We start from the raw sequence: 19,729 nt of genomic DNA on the forward strand, positions 1-19,729 counted from the left end.
TGGCCCTGCATGGGGCCGACCCCGCCCATCTGAAACATCAGCCACTGGATCACCCGCGAGCGGCCCTTGGCGTCGCTGGGCAGCAACTGGCCGGTTTTTTCGGCGAGATAGAGCAGGATGGCGCCGGACTCGAACACGGCGAAATCGCCGTTGTCGCGGTCGACTATGGCCGGAATCCGCCCATTGGGATTGATCTTGAGAAAGGTCGGGGATTTCTGTTCTTGCTGGTCGAAACTCAGCGCGTGGACCGCATAGGGAAGCTGCAGCTCTTCCAGCGCGATAGACGCCTTATGGCCGTTGGGGGTGGCGGCGGTGTACAGGTCGATCATGTGCATCTCCATGACAATCCGCCACACCTTTCCCCAGTTGCCTTCGGCAAGTCAAGACGCGCGCAGGAAAGCTTTGCAACAGTCTGCTACCAGCTGCGCCCCGGCCTCGTCATCCAGGTGCAGGTGGTGACCACCCGGCAGCGAGATGACCTCGAGCGGTAAGTCGCCGAGCAAGGCCTTGAAGCTGGGCTGGGCGAACAGCATGCCCTGCTCGGCCATGATCAGTTTGACCGGGCATTGCAGCGCCCGCACGAAAGCCATGGCATGGGCCTGGGTCAGGCGTAGCGGCGACGGCAAGGTCAGGCGGCTGTCGGTGCGCCAGGTGTAGCCGCCGGGCACCGGCATCAGGCCGCGCTGTGCCAGCAACTCGGCCGCCTCGCGGCTGACCGCGCCGACGCCGCGCATGCGCGCTTCCACGGCGCGGGCAAACTCGGCATACACCGGCTTGCTCTTGCCGGCCAGGGCCAGCTGCGCCTTGAGCGCCTCGCCGAGTTTTTGCGGCGCGCTGTCGGGCTCACCGGTATAGGGAATCAGGCCATCGATCAGCGCCAGGCGTTCGACCCGCTCGGGCATGGCCCCGGCCAGCAACACCGAGACTATGGCGCCCATGGAGTGGCCGAGCAGGGAAAAACGCTGCCAGCCAAATTGCTCGGCGACCTGCAGCACGTCATGCGCGTAATCCCAGATCGCATAGCTGGCGCCCGGTGGACGGTGGTCGGAATGGCCATGGCCGGCGAAATCCAGGGCGACAATCCGCATCCCCGACAGCTTGGGCGCCAGGCGGGCAAAGCTGGCGGCGTTATCCAGCCAGCCATGCAAGGCGATCAGGGGTTGGCCATCCTCGGGACCATAGAGGTGAGCGGCCAGTTCGATATGCGGCAGGCTCAGGCGCACTTCTTCAAAGTTCAGGCTCATGCGGGTTGCTCATCGAGGGGTTGGCCGGACCAGCGTTGGAACAGCTTTTTCAGCAGCTCGGCGGTAGCCTGCGGGCGCTCCAGGGGAAACATATGGCCGCCCGCAAGAGTCAGGTACTCGCCTTGCGGCACGCGGCGCACCAGGTGGGTGTGATGCGGCAAGACCACCCGGCTATGCCGCCCGCGAACCATGGCCAGCGGCACCTGCAACTGCTGCGGGCGGCCCGGACTGGTGTGCGGCACGCTGCGGTAGATGCTGATTTCCGTGGCCGGATCGAAGCGCAGGCGCAGCGTCTTGCCCACCGGCTGCAGGCCATGCTGCACATAGGCCTCCAGGCACTCGGGGTCGAAACGGCGAAACAGACTCTTGGCGGCGAAATAGCCGCGCGCCTCGGCCAGGTCGACGAACTCTTCACGGCGGCCCAGGGTGCGCCCGGCCGGGGTGATGCGGTCGATAAAGCCGAAGCGCTTGGCCGCGCATATCACTAGTTTGTCGGCCAGGGTTAGCACCGGCGAGTCGAGCATCACCACCCCGCGATACAACTCCGGACGCAACAGCGCGGCGTGATAGTGCAGAACCCCGCCCAGGGAATGGCCGACACCCCACACCGGCTGCGGGCTTTGCTGCAGGTGGTGAATCAGTTCATCGACCAGATTGCCCCAGTTATCGTTCACCGGAAAACGCGGGTCGTGGCCGTGCTGCTCCAGGTGCTGCACCTGATAATCCGGCGCCAAGGCGGCAAACAGCTTGCCGTAGGTGGCCGAGGGAAAGCCGTTGGCATGGGCGAAAAACACGGGCTGGATCATGGCGACGGGCTTATGCAAGAAAGTAGCAAGGATTGTCCGGCAGCCATGGCCGCACAGCAATGACAAAACGGCCAATGAATAACGGCACTATGGCCAAATCTGATGGGAGGCCCGCCAGTCGGCTGGGTACTGGTGGGTTATCGGGCTCAATGGAGCGGCTAGCAGGCCGTTGAAAAACTACCTGCGTTGCCGATACGGCGTTAAAAACAGGCTCGGAATGCTCATTTACAGCTCGTAAACTCCGCTTCCTCGCCTGTTTTTGCCTTGTCTCGGCAGCCTCGCCTACATTTTTCAACGGCCTGCTGACTCGGTCGGTCACTCGTGCCAGAGCACCGCTTCGCGGCGCGCGGTCCATTCGCCGAAGCGCGCGCCATAGGTGCCTTCGACCACGCTGCGCTTGATCTTCAGGGTCGGGGTGAGGAAGCCGTTATCCACCGCCCAGATATCCTTGACCAGCACCAAGCGCTGCAGGCGCTCATGCTTGTCCAGGTGTTGATTGACCTCCTCGAGCAGGCTTTGCAAGCTGCTTTCCAGCTCGCCCCGGGCGCCGTTGGCGGCCTCGCGCCGGCCAACCTCGGAAAGCACACAGAGGGCCATGGGCTGCGCCATGCCATCGCCGACCACGCAGACCTGCTCGATGCGCGAGTGCTCGGCCAGGCGGTTCTCGATCGGCGCCGGCGCCACGTACTTACCCTTGCTGGTCTTGAAAATTTCCTTGATCCGTCCGGTCAGGCGCAGGTTGCCCTCGCCGTCCTGCTCGCCCTTGTCGCCGGTGCGCAGGTAGCCGTCTGCGGTGAGGGTTTCCGCGGTTTTCTCCGGGTCCTGGTAGTAGCCCTGCATGGTCGCGCCGCTGCGCACCTGCACCTCGCCGTCCTCGGCGATGCGCACCTCCACACCCGGGCTGTGCTGGCCGATCCAGCCCTGCTTGAACTTGCCCGGCCGGCACACATGGGAGTAGCCACAGTTTTCGGTCATGCCGTAGACCTCGAGCACATCCAGGCCCAGGCGCTTGTACCAATTGAGCAACGCCTCGGGCACAGGGGCCGCGCCGGACAAGGCGTAGCGCACCGCATCCAGGCCCAGGCCGGCCAGCACCCTCTTGCCGACAATACGCCCGATCAGCGGCAGCTTGAGCAGGAAATCCAGGCGCGCCGCCGGCATCTTGCTGTACACCCCCATCTGGAACTTGGTCCAGATCCGCGGCACGCCGAAGATCACAGTCGGCCGCGCGCGCTTGAGGTCTTCCAGGAAGGTATCCAGGCTGTCGGCGAAGAAGATCGTTTGCCCGCCGTAGAGGGAGGCCAGTTCGACAAACATGCGCTCGGCCACATGGCACAACGGCAGGTAGGACAACACCCGGTCCTGCTCGCCGACACCGAACAACTCGGTGGCATGGCTGGCGGCAAACGCGTAGTTGCTGAAGTGATGCATCACGCCCTTGGGCGTGCCGGTGGTGCCGGAGGTATAGATGATGGTGGCCAACTGATCGGCCGTCGGTTTAGGGCTGTCCTGAATCGGCGTGCAGGCTTGCAGTTCATCCCAGGTGAAACTGAATTCGCCCGCCGGACGCAGCGGCAGGCCGATGCTCGCAACGCCCTCGGGAACGCCAGGAGCCATGGCCGGCCAGTCATCCAGCTTGCCGACGAACACCAGCGCCGCGGCGGAATGCTGCAGCACTTGGCGCACCGAGTCGGCGCTAAGGTTCGGGTAGAGCGGCACCGAGACATGCCCGGCCATCCAGATCGCCAGGTCGCTGATGATCCAGTGCGCGCAGTTCTTGGACAGAATGGCGATGCGGCTGCCTTGCGGCAGTTCCCGGCTGCGCAGCCAATTGGCCGCGCGGCGCGCCTGCTCGGCAACCTCGGCCCAGGTCAGTTCCTGCAGCTGGCCGCCCGGCAGCGGCTGCACCATATAGCGTTTATTCGGGTGTCGCGCTTCGCGCTGGTAAAACACCTCGAGCGGCAAACGGTTTGCATCAGCCACAGGGCTTCCTCCTTTGTTGTTTTTGTGGAGCCAACCAAGCAATTGCTTGGTCGGACTATTCCACGCACAAAGGCGAGCCGCAAGTGAAGAAATGTTTCGCTCTGTAGTCGCGCGTTACCCGCGCGGCGGATGCACCAGCGCGAGCAGGTTCATCAGCCCCGCCACCGCCATCTCGCCCTCGAGTTCGGCCAGGCTGGCGGTATACATCGGCAGCGCTTGCTGGCGATTGCCATGCACCAGCAGCCCACCCAGCGCGCCCACCAGGGGCTGATGAGTCACCAGCAGCAACTCATCCAGCGGGTAGGCATCCAGCTGCAGCAACACCTGGCGCGGGTCGCTGTCGGGGGTCAGCCAGGGCACGGTCTGCACCGCGCCGCCAAAGCCCAGGGTCTCAGCCACCAGGGCCGCGGTCTGTTGCGCCCGCACATAGGGGCTGACCAGCATGGCGCCTAATGGCCGCCCCTGCAGCTGCACGGCCGCCTCACGCACCTGCTGCCGGCCATGGGCCGTCAGGTTGCGCTCGGCATCGCTACGGGCGCTGGGCTCGGCCTCACCATGGCGGAGCAGCCACAACCTCATAGGCCTGCACTCACAGCTTGGGCTCTTCGTCGCGCGCCGGGTGCGCAGCCGGCTCCAGCACGTGGGGCGCCTCACCTTTGGGCGCCTGCGGGATCGGCCAATCGGCGAACGGCCAGGGCTTTTCATCCGAGTTAAAGGTGCCGAAGCGGCCGATCTGCGCCAGGTACTGGCTCAGGCTGTCGCCAAAGCCCAACAGGCCGGCATTCGGCGCGCCATAGAACAGGCGGTAGCCCAGTTGCAACAGCACCACGGCGCCGAGCAGCAGCTCCGCCAGTTGCCAGACTATGGCGAACAGCAGCATCCAGAGGATGCGCAGCAGTATGGACTCGCGCTGCAGCTCTTGGTTTTCGTCACTCATGGCAATCTCCTTGAACGCTTCAGAAAGGCAAAACCTCAGAAACCTGTAGTGGGAATAAAGTCGACATCGGTCTTCGGATCACCACTCATCAGCGCCCCTATGACCTGCTCCAGGGTGCGCCCCTCGAACAGGATGGCATGCAAACCGGCGACCAGCGGCATATACACCTGCAATTCCTCGGCTTTGGACTTCAACACGCGGATGCTGTTCACCCCTTCCGCCACCTCGCCCAGGCGCGCCACCGCATCCTCCAGGCTAAGCCCTTCGCCAAGGGCGAAACCCACCTGATAGTTACGGCTCTTGGCCGACGAACAGGTGACAATCAGGTCGCCGACCCCGGCCAGGCCGAGGAAGGTCATGGGGTTGGCGCCCAGTTTGACCGCGAAGCGGGTCATTTCCGCCAGGGCGCGGGTGATCAGCATGCTCTTGGTGTTCTCGCCCATGCCCATGGCCGCGGCCATGCCGGCGATGATCGCATAGACGTTTTTCAGCGCTCCACCAAGCTCGACGCCGAAGCGGTCGCCACTGGCATAGACCCTGAACGTGCGGCCGTGCAGCGCGGCCTGGACCTGCTGGCAGAGATCCTCGTCTTCGCTGGCGATCACCGAGGCGGTCAGCGCATGCTCGGCCACCTCGCGCGCCAGGTTGGGCCCGGAGAGCACGCCAATGCGCGCCTGGGGGGCGATGTCCTCGAGAATCTGACTCATCAGCAGAAAGCTCTGCGCCTCGATGCCCTTGGTGGTGCTGATCAGCAACTTACCGCTGAGCAGCTCGGCAACCGGTTGCAACGCCTGGCGCAAGGCGCTGGAAGGCAGCGCCACGAATATCAGCTGGCAGGCCTGCAAGGTAGCCGGCAGATCGGTCACCGGCTCCACCCCCGGATGAATCTTGATGCCTTTGAGGTAGCGCGGGTTCTCGCGGGTCAGACGAATGGCCTGGGCCTGCTGCGCGTCACGCATCCAGTGCAGTACGCGCTGGCCATTTTCCGCCAACAGATTGGCAATCGCCGTGCCGAAGCTACCGCCGCCAAGCACGGCGATGGGGTGCTGATCAGTCATAGAGCATCCGTGTTAGGCCATTATTAGAGTGCTGAATTGGCGCATTATACGGAGCCATGAGTCAGCGACCAGTGTTTAGCCGCCGCACTGGCACTGGCAAAGCCCTCGGGCTCGGTTAACATGCAAGCTTTAACGCTGACAAGGTTGTTGCGTGATTAACAGCATCCAAGCTCCTCCCTATGCTCTCTGGCCGATAGCTTTGGCCAGCGACGAGCCCTCAGTCAATCTGTGGCTCCCCGACTTCAGCCCGTGCGCTTTGAGGTCATGCGGAGAAACCCCATGAAGCTGCGCCATGGCTGGGATATCCATACCCGCACGCAGCTGATCAGCGTCGGCCCGGCATTGCTGTTGACCCTGCTGCTGACCGGCTATTTCACCTTTGCCCGCCTGCAGGACCTGCGTCAGGAGCTCACCCACAATGGCCAGCTGATCGCCAGCCAACTGGCGCCGGCGAGCAAGTACGGGGTGATCTCCGGCAACCTGGAAGTGCTCGAATCGCTGCTGCAAGCCACCCTGAAAACCCCTCATGTGCGTTTTCTCGAAGTACGCGACCACAGGGGCAATATCCTGGTGTATGTCGAGCAAGCGCCAGGCAGCGACCAGGCCAGCAGCCAGGTGGAGGTTTTCCAGGCGCCCATTCGCCTGCAAGCCGCCGAGCTGAACAACGCCTCCCTCTATAAGAAAAAAATCGAGCAGGACCCTCTGCTCGACGATTACCTGGGCCATGTGGTGGTCGGCATGTCGAATGACGCCTTCAATACCCGGCAACAGGAAATCCTGTTCAAGGCCACCCTGCTGGCACTCTGTGCCCTGGTCCTCACCTTCCTCCTGGCACGCCGCCTGGCCCGGCACCTGTCGCAACCCCTGAGCGCCATGGGCGAGGCCGTCAGCGCGATTCAGGCTGGCAACTACCAGACCACATTGCCGGAAATCGGCAATGGCGAGCTCAGCGCCCTGGCGCGGCATATCAACAACCTCGCCAATGGCCTGGCCAGCGCCAGCGACGAGCAGAAGCGGGCCATGACCCTGCTGATCCAGGCCCGCGAGCAGTCGGAGCTGGCCAACCGGGCCAAATCGGACTTTCTGGCCATGATGAGCCACGAACTGCGCACCCCCATGAACGGTGTACTGGGCATGCTGCAGCTGCTGGAAACCACCGAGATGACCAAGGAACAGGAGGAATACGCGGCGCTGGCCACCGAATCCACCGAGCACCTGTTGAAGGTCATCAACGATATTCTCGACTTCTCGCGCATCGAGCGCGGCGCCCTGGAGCTGGAACGCATTCCGTTCAACGTGCTCGACCTGCTGCAAAGCTCGATTCAGGTGTTCCAGCACAGCGCCCAGCAGCGCGGCCTGCAACTGCAACTGGAGACCCAAGGCGGTCTGGAACAGCTGGAGGTGCAAGGCGACCCGACGCGTATTCGGCAGATCCTGGTCAACCTGATCGGCAACGCGCTGAAGTTCACCGAAGAAGGCAGCATCCGCGTGGAAACCCACTGGCAAGCCCTGGATAACCAGGTGCTGTGGTTCAGCTGCGCGGTACACGACAGCGGCATCGGCATTTCCCCCGAGCGCCTGGAACATATGTTCGACGCCTTCCAGCAGGCCGACTCTTCTATTTCAAGACGTTACGGCGGCACCGGGCTGGGCCTGCCGATTGCCCGCACCCTGGCCGAGCGCATGGGCGGCACCCTGCGCGCGCAAAGCCAGGAAGGCCAGGGCTCGGTCTTTACCCTGGAAGTACCGCTGCCCTTCTCCCAGCAGGCACACCCAGTGCTGCCGGACAGGGCCCTGGAAGGCGCCCAGGGTCAGGGCCAAGAGGTGTTGCTGGTCGAAGACAACCCGGTCAACCAGACCGTGATAGAAGCCATGCTGCGCAGCCTCGGCTATAAGGTCAGCCTGGTGGCCGATGGCGCCCAGGCCGTGCACAGCGTCAGCCAACGCAGCTTTGCCGGCATCCTGATGGATTGCCGTCTGCCGATCATGGATGGCTATGAGGCCACCCGGCAGATCCGCCGCCTGCCAGGCCGCGCCGCGATACCGATCATCGCCCTGACCGCCAACGCCCTGCAGGGTGACCGCGAAGCCTGCCTGGATGCCGGGATGAACGACTACCTGGCCAAACCCTTCAAGCGCGCGGATTTGCAACGGATACTGCAGCGCTGGCTGGTGCCTCGACCTTCGGCGGGTAGCCAGCCGGACTAAAGTGCTGCAGGCTTGATCCATATCGGCTTTTTCAGCCACGCCGCTGTGGCAAGATGTCGAAGCCAGAGCACAACTGTACTTACCGCGCTGTGACTTTCACCACAACGCAACAGTCTATGACTAGGCTGCTGGAGGGCGCACAGACTGCGCCGCCAGCCAGGACGATTCGCCCAGCCCTGGCGCATGGGACATATTGAGGAGCTCGCATGACCAAACAAAACGCCTTCACCCGGGAAGACCTGTTGCGCTGCAGCCGCGGCGAACTGTTCGGCCCAGGTAATGCGCAACTGCCCGCGCCGAACATGCTGATGATCGACCGCATCACCCACATCAGCGAAACCGGCGGCAAGTACGGCAAGGGCGAAATAGTCGCCGAGCTCGATATCACCCCGGACCTGTGGTTCTTCGCCTGCCATTTCGAAGGCGACCCGGTGATGCCGGGCTGCCTCGGGCTCGACGCCATGTGGCAGCTGGTTGGTTTCCACCTCGGCTGGCAGGGCAATCCCGGCCGTGGCCGTGCCCTGGGTTCGGGCGAAGTGAAGTTCTTCGGCCAGGTCTTGCCGACCGCCAAGAAAATCACCTACAACATCCATATCAAACGCACCATTGCCCGCTCCCTGGTCCTGGCTATCGCCGATGGCACCGTCAGCGTCGATGGCCGCGAGATCTACAGCGCCGAAGGCCTGCGTGTTGGCCTGTTCACCTCTACCGACAATTTCTAAAGGACTCCCCGCATGCGTCGCGTCGTGATTACCGGCCTGGGTATCGTTTCCTGCCTGGGCAATGACAAAGCCACCGTCTCTGCCAGCCTGCGTGCTGGCAAGTCAGGCATTCGTTTCAATCCTGCCTATGCCGAGATGGGCCTGCGCAGCCAGGTGTCCGGCTCGGTTGACCTCAACCTGGAAGAGCTGATCGACCGCAAGGTCTATCGCTTTATGGGCGATGCCGCCGCCTTCGCCTACCTGTCCATGGAACAGGCGATCAAGGATGCCAACCTCAGCAGCGATGAAATCTCCAACCCACGGGTTGGTTTGATCGCTGGTTCCGGCGGTGCTTCCACCTTCAACCAGATGGAAGCCATGGACATCCTGCGCGAGAAGGGCGTCAAGCGTGTCGGCCCGTACCGCGTACCGCGCACCATGGGCAGCACCGTTTCCGCCTGCCTGGCCACCCCATTCAAGATCAAGGGCGTCAACTACTCGATCTCCTCGGCCTGCGCCACCAGCGCCCATTGCATCGGCAACGCCATGGAGCAGATCCAGCTGGGCAAGCAAGACATCGTATTTGCCGGCGGTGGCGAAGAAGAACATTGGAGCCAGAGCTTCCTGTTCGACGCCATGGGCGCCCTCTCCACCCAGTACAACGAAACCCCGGAAAAAGCCTCGCGCGCTTACGACTCCAAGCGTGACGGTGTCGTCATCGCCGGCGGTGGCGGCATGGTGGTGGTCGAAGAGCTGGAGCACGCCCTCAAGCGTGGCGCCAAGATCTATGCGGAAATCGTCGGCTACGGCGCCACCTCCGACGGCTACGACATGGTCGCCCCGAGCGGTGAAGGCGCGGTGCGTTGCATGCAGCAGGCCCTGGCCACGGTCGACACACCGATCGACTACTTGAACACCCACGGCACCTCGACCCCGGTCGGTGACCTCGCGGAAAGCCGCGCGGTGCGTGAAGTATTCGGCGCCAAGGCTCCGGCCATCAGCTCGACCAAGAGCCTCACGGGTCACTCCCTGGGCGCCGCCGGCGTGCAGGAAGCGATCTACTGCATGCTGATGATGGAAGGCAACTTTATCGCCGGCTCGGTGAATATCGACGAAGTCGACCCGGAAATGACCGACCTGCCGATCCAGCGCAGCACTGTCGAGAACGCCAAGCTCGATACCGTGATGAGCAACAGCTTCGGCTTCGGCGGCACCAACGCCACCCTGGTGCTGAAGCGCTGGGCAGGCAAGTAAATCGCCCGAGCGTCAAATGCGCTAAACGACAAGGCCACCCAATTGGGTGGCCTTGTCGTTTGTGCCACTAGGGTCTGTTGCCGTTTCACTCGCGGCCGCGACGGAGCCTGTTTTTGCGCGAGGCAAGGCACGAGGAGCGCGGTTTGGTTGTTCCAAATGAGCGACGAGAAACGCCGCATCGCGCAAAAACAGGCCCGGCCCTTCGGGTTGCGCGAAAAATGCCCCCGCTGTTGTTGCAAGACTTGGCAAGGGAATGCCATTACCTGCGTCCTGCGCCTAACCGGGGGCCATTTCTCGCGGCAACGCGGCTCGCGATGAAACGGCAACAGACCCTAACACTCAACGCACTATAAAGCGCTGCTCGGCCAGCTTGCGGTCGTCCTGAAACACCAGGAACTGCCACTCGCCCGGGACCATTTCATGGGTTTCGCTGAACTCGAAAGCCATCACGTCTTGAGGGGCTCCGGGCACCAACTTCTGCATGACGACAAACTTGTCATGCCGCACGCCGTCAGGCGTGGTGACGCCAGGGGTGAGGTAGAGCAGGGTTAACGGCGCACCATCGCTGGCCTTGCCCGCCAGGCTGTAACGCATGCCGAACTTGGTGCCCAGCTTGGCCGGAATCACCTCGGTACGCTCTATCGCTTGACTGCTCTGGCTCAGGACCCGTTCGCCGGGCTGAAAGTCCTGGTAATCGCTGGCGAAGACGCCGTATTCGACCTCTCCCTCGACGCGCACTTCGGCCTGCACCAGGCCAGTCATCAGCATAAGTGCGGCCAACGCACTGCAACGGGTATATGGCATATCTCGCTCCTTGTTTTAGATGGCGCAAGCCTATGACAGCTGCATGACAGGGCAATGACAGTGCCAATAGTCCACTGCGGTTAAGCTATGAGTCATCGCCCATGTACCTTGCTCGATCGCGCCGGGCTAGGCTTGCGGCTTAACCTGTTGCCCTGGAGTTGCCATGATCCACATCAGCAATGAACAAGGCCTGCTACACCCTATCGACATAGGCCCGATCCACAAGCTGCTGAGCAGCAGCGAGGTGCAGATCAGCACCCGCCTGGAGGAGGCCAGGGCATGAGCGGGCTAATGCTTATCCAACCGCGCCAGGAGGCCAACGGTCCCAGGTGAAAGCGCGCGTATCGAGTTGCCGCGCTGAAACCCACTCAGGGCACGGAAAACAGCTCGTCGAACAGCTGGTTCCGCGCCCGATAGACACGTGCGGCCACTAGCGGGTGGTATGGGTTGCGCCCCGGCATATTGGCCTGCGGATTGGTGAAGGAATGTACCGCACCGCCATAGCTGAGCAATTGCCCCCAACTTGCGGCTATCCAGTACTGGCTGGCTTGCGCCCTAGCCCTGCAACAGTAGCGCCCATGTTCGCCGCACCCAGAAAAAAGCCCGCTTGCGCGGGCTTAATTTTTAACTGCAGGTGTCAGGCGGAAAGTTCGACCAGCAACTTGTTCAAGCGCTGCACATAGGCCGCCGGGTCTTTCAGGTTGTCCCCAGCCGCCAGTGCCGCCTGGTCGAAGAGGATATGGCTGAGGTCGGCGAAACGCTCTTCATCGGCCTCGGCGTCCAACTTCTCGATCAGCGGGTGGCCCGGGTTGAATTCGAAGATCGGCTTGGAGTCCGGCACCTTCTGCCCGCTGGCCTCGAGGATCTGGCGCATCTGCAGGCCCAGGTCCTGTTCGCCTATGGCCAGAATGGCTGGCGAGTCGGTGAGGCGATGGGAAACCCGCACTTCTGCGACCTGCTCACCCAGCGCGTTTTTCAGGCGCTCGACCAGGCCTTCTTTGGCCTTGGCGACTTCTTCCTGGGCCTTCTTGTCTTCTTCCGAATCCAGCTTACCCAGATCCAGGTCGCCGCGGGCGACGTCGACGAAATGCTTGCCGTCGAACTCGGTCAGGTAACTCATCAGCCACTCGTCGATACGGTCGGTGAGCAGCAGCACCTCGATGCCTTTCTTGCGGAAGACTTCCAGGTGCGGGCTGTTCTTCACCTGGGCGTAGGATTCACCGGTGAGGTAATAGACCTTGTCCTGACCTTCCGCCATGCGCGCGATGTACTCGGCCAGGCCGACACTCTGCTCGCCGTCTTCAGTGCGGGTGGAGGCAAAGCGCAGGAGCCCTGCAATCTTCTCCTTGTTGGCGAAGTCTTCCGCCGGGCCTTCCTTGAGCACCTGGCCGAAGTTCTTCCAGAAGCCCTTGTATTGCTCGGGTTCGTTCTTCGCCAGTTTTTCCAGCATGTCCAGCACGCGCTTGGTCAGCGCCGACTTCATCGAGTCGATGATCGGGTCTTTCTGCAGGATTTCCCGGGAGACGTTCAGCGACAAGTCGTTGGAATCCACCACGCCCTTGATAAAGCGCAGGTACAACGGCAGGAAGGACTCGGCCTGATCCATGACGAACACGCGCTGCACATAGAGCTTCAGGCCGCGCGGCGCTTCGCGCTGGTACAGGTCGAACGGCGCACGACCCGGCACGTACAGCAGCGAGCTGTACTCCAGCTTGCCTTCGACCTTGTTGTGGCTCCAGCTCAGGGGGTTCTCGAAATCGTGGCCGATATGCTTGTAGAACTCCTGGTATTCCTCGTCCTTGATCTCGGTACGCGGACGGGTCCACAGGGCGCTGGCGCGGTTGACGGTTTCCCACTCGACTGCGGCCGGCGCGTCTTCACCGCTCTCCAGAGAAGAAAGGGGCTCTTTCGGCAGCTCGATCGGCAGGGCGATATGGTCGGAGTATTTCTTGATGATATTGCGCAGACGCCAGCCATCGGCGAACTCGTCTTCCGCGGCTTTCAGGTGCAGCACTACGCGGGTACCACGCTCCGGCTTGTCGATGCTGGCGACGCTGAATTCGCCTTCGCCATGGGATTCCCAGTGCACCCCCTCGCTGGCCGGCAGGCCGGCGCGACGACTGAATACGTCGACCCGGTCGGCGACGATAAAGGCCGAGTAGAAGCCCACGCCGAACTGGCCGATCAGGTGCGAATCCTTCTTCTGGTCGCCGGACAGGTGCTTCATAAAGTCGGCGGTGCCGGACTTGGCGATGGTGCCCAGGTGGGTGACCGCCTCTTCACGGTTCATGCCGATGCCGTTGTCTTCGAGGGTGACGGTCCGGGCTTCTTTATCGAAACTGACGCGGATCTTCAACTCGGCGCCGCCTTCCAGCAGCTCCGGCTTGGCCAAGGCCTCGAAACGCAGCTTGTCGGTGGCATCCGAGGCGTTGGAAATCAGTTCGCGGAGGAAGATTTCCTTGTTCGAATACAGCGAATGGATCATCAGGTGCAGCAGCTGCTTCACCTCGGTCTGGAAGCCCAGGGTTTCTTTTTGAGTTTCCACACTCATGGTCTCTAACTCCACATTGTTGACTAAGCCGCAGCGCGGCGGATGTCATACAGGTGGGGGCATGCCGTGAAATTTCAAGTGCTTGGCTAGCGCAGATTAAGGCTCGAGCAATTCGATGCGACTGACTTCCTCGGGGCGCAGGCTATAGCTGGCCTCGCCCTGCCCCTTCATGCGCTGACGCAGCATGATCCGGCCGTCCTGATCGACGCCCTGAAAGCGTCCTTCGGCAGTATTGCCGCGCTCGGTCGCCACCCGCATGCTGAGGTTCTGGTAACGGTTGGGGTTACGCAGCAAGGCATCCAGGCTAAAGCGCAGACGACGATCCAGCGGGCGACTGACACGCTCGGGGCTGGCCGCCTCGGCCAGCACAGCGCGGCTTGGTGCCACTGCCGCGACCTGCGGTTCCGGCAAGCTGGCGAAGCTGTCGTCCGCCACTGCCCAGCCGCGCTGCTCGGTCTTTTTCAGCTGCAGGGGCAGTTGCTGCGGCTGATCCTCGATCAGCGCCTGCACGGTCAGGTCAAAGCGCTCGGCCGGGAAAGTGACGGCCGCCAGCTTGTACAGCTTGACCTGGCGCGTGACGAACCGCCGCTGCAGGTAATCCTCAATCACATAGGCCAGGGTATCGGCCGAGTCGACATGCCGATCGACCTTGCCAGCCTTGTAGCGCAAACCATCGCTGAACAGCTCGACCCGGCCGCTCAGGCTGGTTTTGAACTGAGGCGGCAGCACCAGATGAAAATCGCCCGCCAGCTTGTTCGGCGCCAGCGGCTGCAGATCCAGGTGCAGGGTGTAGCCATGGCTCAAGCGCCGCGCCTCGGGTAGCTCCTGCTCGGGCAGCAGCCAGCTGATTTCCACCTCCGGCAATACCCCCTTATCGGCGGGCAGTACATCCAGACGCAGCGGGCCTTTGCTGGTTTGCGGCAGCCGGATGATCAGCTCGCTTTGGGCAAAGAAATCCTGCCCCTCGCGCAGGCTCAACACGCCGTCGATCAACTCGCCCTGCTGCGGCATAAAGGGCCGGCCATGCAACTCGCCATTCAGGGCGATGGCCAGCTCGGCCGGTGCCAGCACCTCCGCCTTGAGCCATTGCAGGCTGAGGATGGCCTCCAGGCGCTGGGCATCCTGACTGGCGAGCAGGGTCATACCCACTATCAGCGGAATAAAGCCCAGGCCGCTGAGCACCAGCGGCGGCCGCGCCAAACGCCAGTGGCGCAGCACATAGAGCAGGGTCAAGGGCGGCAGCAAGCTGCCCCAGCCCCACAGCAGGCTGGTCGCGAACGCGCGCATCACCAGCCAGACCAACCCGGCGAGGATCAGCAACAAGCCACCCAGAATCAGCAGCGCATCCATTCAGTAGTCCTTGTATAGGGGCGAACTTATCCAGCGGCGGCCCGGGGCTTAAGGCTCATCGACCTTGAAATGAGCACGGGCGGTCGCGATAGGTTCAGTTTGCTTGGTTTGCCAGGCGGTGATCGCCACGTTGGCCACACGGCGACCCTGTCGCCACACCTGGCACTGCACGTAGGTGTCACGATAATGACCGGCGCGCAGGTAATCTATCGAGAAGTCGATGATTTTCGGTAAATGGGGAATGCCCATAAACATCAGCAGGTGCAGCATCGCCGAATGCTCCATAAACCCGGCGATCACCCCGCCATGAAGCGCCGGCAAGGTCGGGTTGCCGATGCAATCCTGGTTGGCCGGTAAACGAAATACCATATCGTCGCCCAGCCGCAGGCACTCGATGCCGAGCAACTTGGCATAGGGAATCAGGCTGATCAGCGAGTCGTAGTTGTTCTGCTCGTGGGCCTCGCGCACCAGCTGATTGAGGTTCAGGGCGCTCATTGCTTGGCTCCTTGCATGCTGCTAAGCGCCTTGGCGCTTTGCGCCTGCTTGCCCATGCGCATAAAGGCCCCGACCACGTGGGCGATCGGCTGGGACGGGTCATCCTGGTAGGCGTAACCACGGGTGAAGATGATATTGGGCGTGACCCGGTAGCACTCGGCGAAACCGTAGACATCCTTATTCGGCTCGGCCGGGTGCATATAGTCGATACGCAGATCCAGGGTCGGGCAGATCTCGAACTCCGGCAGCACGCACACCGTGGAGATACCGCAGGTGGTGTCCATCAGGGTGGTAATGGCGCCGCCATGGATCACCCCGGTTTCCGGATTGCCGACTATCTGCGGGCTGTAGGGCAAGCGCAGGATCAAGCCCTGCGGGTCGGCACTATGCACGCTCATGCCGAGCAGCTGGCAATGGCGCAATACCGCGAGAAAACGCTGCGCCCTCTCAACAAGGGGGGAGTCGCTCATGATTTCAATCCCAGGACAAGGGCACAAAGGGTGCGCATGATAGCGCCTCAGGCTAAATCCGGCACACTAGCGTCGCGCAGAAACAAGGCAACTCACAGGGAACTTCGGCGAATCCGCGTTGTTTAATCGGTTATGCGTGGGGCAACCCGGCAACGACGAACATCCACAAGGAGTACCAACCGTGCAAAAACCCTTCACTTACGCCCTGCTTCTCGCCGCCATGCTGGGCCTGGCGGCCTGCGACAAGACCCCGGAAGACAAAGTCGAGTCGGCCAAGGAGTCCGCAGCCGAAGCGATTGAATCCATGGGTGATGCCATCGACGAAACCGGCGAAGCCAGCGAAGACAAAGCCGATGCGGTGATGGGCACCGAGCCGAGCACTGGCGAGAAGATCGAAGAGGCGGTCGACGATGCGGCTGACGCCATCGAAGAAGCCGGCGACGAGGTTAAAGACGCAGGAGACGCCCAGTAACTCTCAGGCTGTAAAGAATCAGGCCCGCATGATGCGGGCCTGATTCTTTGTGCCGCTTTTATAGCGCGGCTACCAGCATCAGTAACAGGCTGCACAGCAGCCCCACCGCCCAGACCAGGCTACGCTGCCAATGCAGGTCGGCCCAGTAGAGCGCCAGGTACAGCACGCGCGCGACGACAAAGGTCACGGCCAGAATATCCACCAGCGGGCCATGGTTATTGGTCACATGAGCCATCAGTACGCCCACGGCAAACAGCGGGAAGGCCTCGAAGCTGTTCATATGGGCCGCCAGCGCCCGCGCACCGAAGCCAGTCAAGCGGGCTTGCTGAGCGCGCGGATGATGGTTGTCGTAACCCCCGCCCTCCTCGTTCATGGCCTTGGCCACCGGCGCCTTGGCCAGATAGATCAATAACGCACTGATAAAGATGCACCAAAACGGCAGACTCATGCGCTTTTCTCCTTGGGCGGCTCGAATGCCGGGGTCTGGGTGTAGACCATGACTTCCAGTACATCGGAATGAAACTCGCGGCGGTACAACACCAATACCACACCGGCGCTGACCAGCATGAAAAACCAGGGGTTGATAAACCAGGCCAGGATCGCCATGCCGAAGTAATAAGCACGCAAGCCCTGGTTGAACTGGTTAGCCGCCATCGAAATCACCCGCGCGGTGCGCTCGGCAAAGGCCTTGCGCTCCTGCTCGGTGACATGCCGCTCGCCCATCATCGGTGCCGAACCCACCAGCACCGCGGCAAAGTTGTATTGGCGCATGCACCAACTGAAGGTGAAGAAAGCGTAGACAAACACCATGCCCAGGCAGAGCAACTTGACCTCGGACATTTCCCGGCTGGCCGCCTGGACAAAAGGCAGATCGGCGAGCAGCGACACCGCGCGATCAGAGGCCCCGAGGACGGTGAGAATACCGGCCAGGATAATCAGGGTGCTGGAGGCGAAGAATGAGGCGTTACGCTCCAGATTGCCTATCACATTGGCGTCGGCTATGCGGTTTTCGCGCAGCAACATGCGGCGCATCCAATCCTCCCGATAAAGATGCAAGACACTGGCGAGACAGGGCGTTGTTCGACCCTTGAACTGCGCATAGCGGCTATAGCCGCCCCAACACAACAGAAACCAAGCAATAGCCGCAAATTGTTGCCACAGATGGTTATCGATAAAGCCCATAAATCCCCCCTTGCCAGGGCCGGATTATAACCAGCCAGTATCAGCCTGACTGCCTTATGCTTTTTTAACTTGCTTGCTGTTGCACGGACACGGCAGCGATCAATCATGCCGCGCACTCTTCTTATTTATAAAGCCACAAACCAGCAATGCATCTTTATAAAGCAAGCAACTCTGTGTCGGAACAAATCACCCACAGAGGTCTTATGCTCAGCGCTGAGTATTGGAATAGAGCCATTCGTTTACTTGCAAAGTTGTTGATTCTAGACAAAGCTGTGACAGACTTCGCACCAGACAGGTGCGCAACGCACCACTAACGAACACCACTCACTGCATTAGAAAGGCATTCAAAGCCCAGCACTGCCACTGCCTTTCTGACAGGAAGTCACCCACATACGCCAAGGAGAGCCCTTATGTCCGTGCAGCGTCTGTTTTCCCTTATTTTCGCCACCATCATCTTCTGCACCAGCCTGCTCGCCGTCCTGGTGATACTGATGATCATCAACCAGGGCCAGCTGACCGATAGCCAGGAAAACCGCTATCAGTCCTATCTGCTGGCGGACGAACTGCGGCAAAGCTCCGATGACCTCACCCGCCTGGCCCGCACCTACGCCATGAGTGGCGATGCGCGCTTTGAGCAGCAATATTGGCAAGTGCTGGATATCCGTAACGGCAAACGGCCGCGCCCGCAGCAATCCGAACGCCTGTACTGGGACTTTATCGCCGCCGGCCACGCCGCGCCGCGGGCTAATGGCGAAACCCTGCCACTGCTCGAACTGATGCGCCGCCAAGGCTTCAGCGCGGCCGAACTGGACAAGCTGGCCGAGGCCCAGGCCAATTCAGACACCCTGGTGCTGATCGAAACCGCGGCGATGAATGCGGTGAAAGGCCGCTTCGCCGACGGCCAGGGCGGTTTCACTCGCCAAGGCGAGCCAGACCTGGCCCTCGCCAGTCAGCTGATGCACAACGCCGAGTATCACGCGGAAAAAGCCAAGATCATGCAGCCGGTGGATGACTTCTACGAGCTGCTGGATAAGCGCACCGGTGACAGCGTGCTGCACTACACCCAGATCGGTGAGCGCTATATGGCGGCGGTAACTGCAGTGGTGGTGCTGCTGGTGATCATTTCCGTGCTGGGCATCTTCGCCATTCGGCGCAAGGTCACGGGCGCCCTGCTGCGCTTGAGCGACGAGGCGTGCAAGGTCGCCGCTGGCGAACTGGGCACCCACCTCGGCGCCCAGAGCGGCGGTGAGTTTGGCGTGCTGTCCCATTCGTTCAGCCAGATGGTCAGCAAACTGCGCGAGATCGTCAGCAATGTGGTGCATTCCAGCACCCAACTGAGTGTCTCCGCCTCGCAGCTGACCAGCACCACCACGACCACCCAGCACAACCTCAAGCAACAGGAGCTGCACACCACCGAGGTGGCCGCCGCGATGACCGAAATGGCCGCGACCGTGCAGGAAGTCGCCCGTCACTCGAGCCAAACCGCCGAAGCCGCACAACGCGCCGACCTGGCCGCCAATAGCGGTCAGCAACTGGTCGGGCAGATGGTCAGTTCCATCAACACCCTGTCCCATGACATCGGCGATGCCGCGAGCGTGGTGCACAGCCTGGCGCAGGACACCGCCAATATTGGCAGCATTCTCGATGTGATTCGCGGCATCGCCGACCAGACCAACCTGCTCGCGCTGAATGCCGCGATCGAGGCGGCCCGCGCCGGCGAACAGGGTCGTGGCTTTGCCGTGGTAGCCGATGAAGTGCGTTCGCTGGCCAAGCGCACCCAGGATTCCACCATGGAAATCCAGGGCATGATCGAGCGTCTGCAAGAGGGTGCGCAGAAAGCCGCCAGCGTCATGAGCCAGAGCCGCACCCAGGCCGAAACCGGTGCCAGTCAGGCCGCGGCAGCCGGACAGGCGCTGCAAACCATCACCGGGGCCAATCGCGAGATCAGCGAAATGGCCATCCAGATCGCCAGCGCGGCCGAGCAGCAAGCAGCAGTGGCCCACGACATCAGCCAGCGCATCGAGATGATTCGCGACCTGGCCAGCGATAACACCGAGGGCTCCAACGAGGTCACAGAGGCCAGCCAGAGCCTCGCCGTATTGGCCGAGCGCCTGCATGCCCAGGTGCGGCACTTCAACCTGGGCAGCTCCGCCTAGGAAGCCGGATGAGCCGATACGCTACAGGTCGTACCAAACAGGCCAGTGCACCAAAGTG

The 19,729-nt window shown here is 62.0% G+C and carries 19 protein-coding genes and 2 pseudogenes; 6 read left to right on the plus strand and 15 right to left on the minus strand.

What is annotated here, in order from left to right; all coding sequences use genetic code 11:
* From Q8Q83_RS16805 to Q8Q83_RS16835, 7 genes are all read right to left on the minus strand, one after another.
* On the minus strand, nt 1-329 hold a 329-nt coding region (locus Q8Q83_RS16805), incomplete at its 3' end, for a glutathione S-transferase N-terminal domain-containing protein (RefSeq protein ID WP_305625273.1).
* A 51-nt stretch (nt 330-380) separates the two neighbouring features.
* Nucleotides 381-1,244 carry an alpha/beta hydrolase gene (locus tag Q8Q83_RS16810; RefSeq protein WP_305625274.1) on the minus strand — a complete coding sequence of 288 codons (864 nt, stop codon included), beginning with the start codon at nt 1,242-1,244 and terminating at the stop codon, nt 381-383.
* A complete protein-coding gene (locus Q8Q83_RS16815) occupies nt 1,241-2,050 on the minus strand; it encodes an alpha/beta fold hydrolase (protein WP_305625275.1) in 810 nt (269 codons plus the stop codon). Before Q8Q83_RS16815 ends, Q8Q83_RS16810 begins: the two co-directional genes overlap by 4 nt.
* A 315-nt stretch (nt 2,051-2,365) precedes the next feature.
* A complete protein-coding gene (locus tag Q8Q83_RS16820; RefSeq protein ID WP_305625276.1) occupies nt 2,366-4,033 on the minus strand; it encodes an AMP-binding protein in 1,668 nt (555 codons plus the stop codon).
* A gap of 114 nt (nt 4,034-4,147) precedes the next feature.
* Complete coding sequence (sixA, locus tag Q8Q83_RS16825; RefSeq protein ID WP_305625277.1) at nt 4,148-4,612, minus strand: phosphohistidine phosphatase SixA; 465 nt, start codon at nt 4,610-4,612, stop codon at nt 4,148-4,150.
* A gap of 10 nt (nt 4,613-4,622) precedes the next feature.
* Nucleotides 4,623-4,970, minus strand: coding sequence for a DUF4389 domain-containing protein (locus tag Q8Q83_RS16830; protein ID WP_305625278.1), 348 nt, complete (start codon nt 4,968-4,970; stop codon nt 4,623-4,625).
* Nucleotides 4,971-5,005: 35 nt separating this feature from the next.
* On the minus strand, nt 5,006-6,028 hold the full coding sequence (locus tag Q8Q83_RS16835; RefSeq protein WP_305625279.1) for an NAD(P)H-dependent glycerol-3-phosphate dehydrogenase: 1,023 nt from the start codon (nt 6,026-6,028) through the stop codon (nt 5,006-5,008).
* Between the two features lie 279 nt (nt 6,029-6,307).
* Between Q8Q83_RS16835 and Q8Q83_RS16840 the strand changes: the two genes are divergently transcribed.
* From Q8Q83_RS16840 to fabB, 3 genes are all read left to right on the plus strand, one after another.
* Nucleotides 6,308-8,236 (plus strand): ATP-binding protein, encoded by a 1,929-nt coding sequence (locus Q8Q83_RS16840; protein ID WP_305625280.1) that lies wholly within the window; start codon nt 6,308-6,310, stop codon nt 8,234-8,236.
* A gap of 206 nt (nt 8,237-8,442) precedes the next feature.
* Nucleotides 8,443-8,958, plus strand: a complete 516-nt coding sequence (gene fabA, locus Q8Q83_RS16845) for a 3-hydroxyacyl-[acyl-carrier-protein] dehydratase FabA (protein ID WP_305625281.1) — start codon at nt 8,443-8,445, stop codon at nt 8,956-8,958.
* Nucleotides 8,959-8,970: 12 nt separating this feature from the next.
* On the plus strand, nt 8,971-10,191 hold the full coding sequence (gene fabB, locus Q8Q83_RS16850; RefSeq protein WP_305625282.1) for a beta-ketoacyl-ACP synthase I: 1,221 nt from the start codon (nt 8,971-8,973) through the stop codon (nt 10,189-10,191).
* A 339-nt stretch (nt 10,192-10,530) separates the two neighbouring features.
* Here the strand turns inward: fabB and Q8Q83_RS16855 are convergent, their stop codons facing one another.
* The 6 genes and pseudogenes from Q8Q83_RS16855 to Q8Q83_RS16880 all read right to left on the minus strand — a co-directional run bounded on the left by Q8Q83_RS16855 (nt 10,531) and on the right by Q8Q83_RS16880 (nt 15,861).
* Nucleotides 10,531-10,995: a DUF3859 domain-containing protein gene (locus tag Q8Q83_RS16855; RefSeq protein WP_305625283.1), complete on the minus strand. Its 465-nt coding sequence runs from the start codon at nt 10,993-10,995 to the stop codon at nt 10,531-10,533.
* Nucleotides 10,996-11,363: 368 nt separating this feature from the next.
* Nucleotides 11,364-11,510, minus strand: a pseudogene (locus tag Q8Q83_RS16860) (dienelactone hydrolase family protein); the annotation flags it as partial.
* A 122-nt stretch (nt 11,511-11,632) separates the two neighbouring features.
* On the minus strand, nt 11,633-13,546 hold the full coding sequence (gene htpG / locus Q8Q83_RS16865; protein WP_305625284.1) for a molecular chaperone HtpG: 1,914 nt from the start codon (nt 13,544-13,546) through the stop codon (nt 11,633-11,635).
* 96 nt (nt 13,547-13,642) lie between these two features.
* Nucleotides 13,643-14,896 carry an MFS transporter gene (locus tag Q8Q83_RS16870; protein ID WP_305625285.1) on the minus strand — a complete coding sequence of 418 codons (1,254 nt, stop codon included), beginning with the start codon at nt 14,894-14,896 and terminating at the stop codon, nt 13,643-13,645.
* Between the two features lie 48 nt (nt 14,897-14,944).
* Entirely contained in the window at nt 14,945-15,391 is a 447-nt protein-coding gene (locus Q8Q83_RS16875; RefSeq protein WP_305625286.1) for a PaaI family thioesterase, read from the minus strand.
* Nucleotides 15,388-15,861 (minus strand): PaaI family thioesterase, encoded by a 474-nt coding sequence (locus tag Q8Q83_RS16880; protein ID WP_305625287.1) that lies wholly within the window; start codon nt 15,859-15,861, stop codon nt 15,388-15,390. The genes Q8Q83_RS16875 and Q8Q83_RS16880 overlap by 4 nt, the downstream gene beginning before the upstream one ends.
* Before the next feature lie 181 nt (nt 15,862-16,042).
* Here Q8Q83_RS16880 and Q8Q83_RS16885 point away from each other — a divergent pair, with 181 nt between their 5' ends.
* Nucleotides 16,043-16,333: a hypothetical protein gene (locus Q8Q83_RS16885; RefSeq protein WP_305625288.1), complete on the plus strand. Its 291-nt coding sequence runs from the start codon at nt 16,043-16,045 to the stop codon at nt 16,331-16,333.
* Nucleotides 16,334-16,391: 58 nt separating this feature from the next.
* Here Q8Q83_RS16885 and Q8Q83_RS16890 read toward each other — a convergent pair whose 3' ends face one another.
* Together Q8Q83_RS16890 and Q8Q83_RS16895 are read right to left on the minus strand one after the other, a co-directional pair.
* The gene (locus Q8Q83_RS16890) at nt 16,392-16,781 is read right to left on the minus strand and encodes an MAPEG family protein (protein ID WP_305625289.1); all 390 of its coding nucleotides are present in this window, start codon (nt 16,779-16,781) and stop codon (nt 16,392-16,394) included.
* A complete protein-coding gene (locus tag Q8Q83_RS16895; RefSeq protein ID WP_305625290.1) occupies nt 16,778-17,515 on the minus strand; it encodes a DUF599 domain-containing protein in 738 nt (245 codons plus the stop codon). Before Q8Q83_RS16895 ends, Q8Q83_RS16890 begins: the two co-directional genes overlap by 4 nt.
* Before the next feature lie 1,082 nt (nt 17,516-18,597).
* Here Q8Q83_RS16895 and Q8Q83_RS20295 point away from each other — a divergent pair.
* Both Q8Q83_RS20295 and Q8Q83_RS20300 read left to right on the plus strand, forming a co-directional pair.
* Nucleotides 18,598-18,804, plus strand: a pseudogene (locus tag Q8Q83_RS20295) (methyl-accepting chemotaxis protein); the annotation flags it as partial.
* A gap of 141 nt (nt 18,805-18,945) precedes the next feature.
* Complete coding sequence (locus Q8Q83_RS20300; RefSeq protein ID WP_371132426.1) at nt 18,946-19,671, plus strand: methyl-accepting chemotaxis protein; 726 nt, start codon at nt 18,946-18,948, stop codon at nt 19,669-19,671.
* Nucleotides 19,672-19,729: the final 58 nt, after the last annotated feature.

The sequence above is a fragment of the Pseudomonas sp. genome (assembly GCF_030696055.1).
GTDB lineage: Bacteria > Pseudomonadota > Gammaproteobacteria > Pseudomonadales > Pseudomonadaceae > Aquipseudomonas.

Bases quoted from the DNA above. Each gene is read 5' to 3' on its own strand.
- Q8Q83_RS16810 (WP_305625274.1), bottom strand. From the start codon at position 1,244: ATGAGCCTGAACTTTGAAGAAGTGCGCCTGAGCCTGCCGCATATCGAA.
- Q8Q83_RS16815 (WP_305625275.1), bottom strand. From the start codon at position 2,050: ATGATCCAGCCCGTGTTTTTCGCCCATGCCAACGGCTTTCCCTCGGCC.
- sixA (WP_305625277.1), bottom strand. From the start codon at position 4,612: ATGAGGTTGTGGCTGCTCCGCCATGGTGAGGCCGAGCCCAGCGCCCGT.
- Q8Q83_RS16830 (WP_305625278.1), bottom strand. From the start codon at position 4,970: ATGAGTGACGAAAACCAAGAGCTGCAGCGCGAGTCCATACTGCTGCGC.
- Q8Q83_RS16835 (WP_305625279.1), bottom strand. From the start codon at position 6,028: ATGACTGATCAGCACCCCATCGCCGTGCTTGGCGGCGGTAGCTTCGGC.
- Q8Q83_RS16840 (WP_305625280.1), top strand. From the start codon at position 6,308: ATGAAGCTGCGCCATGGCTGGGATATCCATACCCGCACGCAGCTGATC.
- fabA (WP_305625281.1), top strand. From the start codon at position 8,443: ATGACCAAACAAAACGCCTTCACCCGGGAAGACCTGTTGCGCTGCAGC.
- fabB (WP_305625282.1), top strand. From the start codon at position 8,971: ATGCGTCGCGTCGTGATTACCGGCCTGGGTATCGTTTCCTGCCTGGGC.
- Q8Q83_RS16855 (WP_305625283.1), bottom strand. From the start codon at position 10,995: ATGCCATATACCCGTTGCAGTGCGTTGGCCGCACTTATGCTGATGACT.
- htpG (WP_305625284.1), bottom strand. From the start codon at position 13,546: ATGAGTGTGGAAACTCAAAAAGAAACCCTGGGCTTCCAGACCGAGGTG.
- Q8Q83_RS16870 (WP_305625285.1), bottom strand. From the start codon at position 14,896: ATGGATGCGCTGCTGATTCTGGGTGGCTTGTTGCTGATCCTCGCCGGG.
- Q8Q83_RS16875 (WP_305625286.1), bottom strand. From the start codon at position 15,391: ATGAGCGCCCTGAACCTCAATCAGCTGGTGCGCGAGGCCCACGAGCAG.
- Q8Q83_RS16880 (WP_305625287.1), bottom strand. From the start codon at position 15,861: ATGAGCGACTCCCCCCTTGTTGAGAGGGCGCAGCGTTTTCTCGCGGTA.
- Q8Q83_RS16890 (WP_305625289.1), bottom strand. From the start codon at position 16,781: ATGAGTCTGCCGTTTTGGTGCATCTTTATCAGTGCGTTATTGATCTAT.
- Q8Q83_RS16895 (WP_305625290.1), bottom strand. From the start codon at position 17,515: ATGGGCTTTATCGATAACCATCTGTGGCAACAATTTGCGGCTATTGCT.
- Q8Q83_RS20300 (WP_371132426.1), top strand. From the start codon at position 18,946: ATGACCGAAATGGCCGCGACCGTGCAGGAAGTCGCCCGTCACTCGAGC.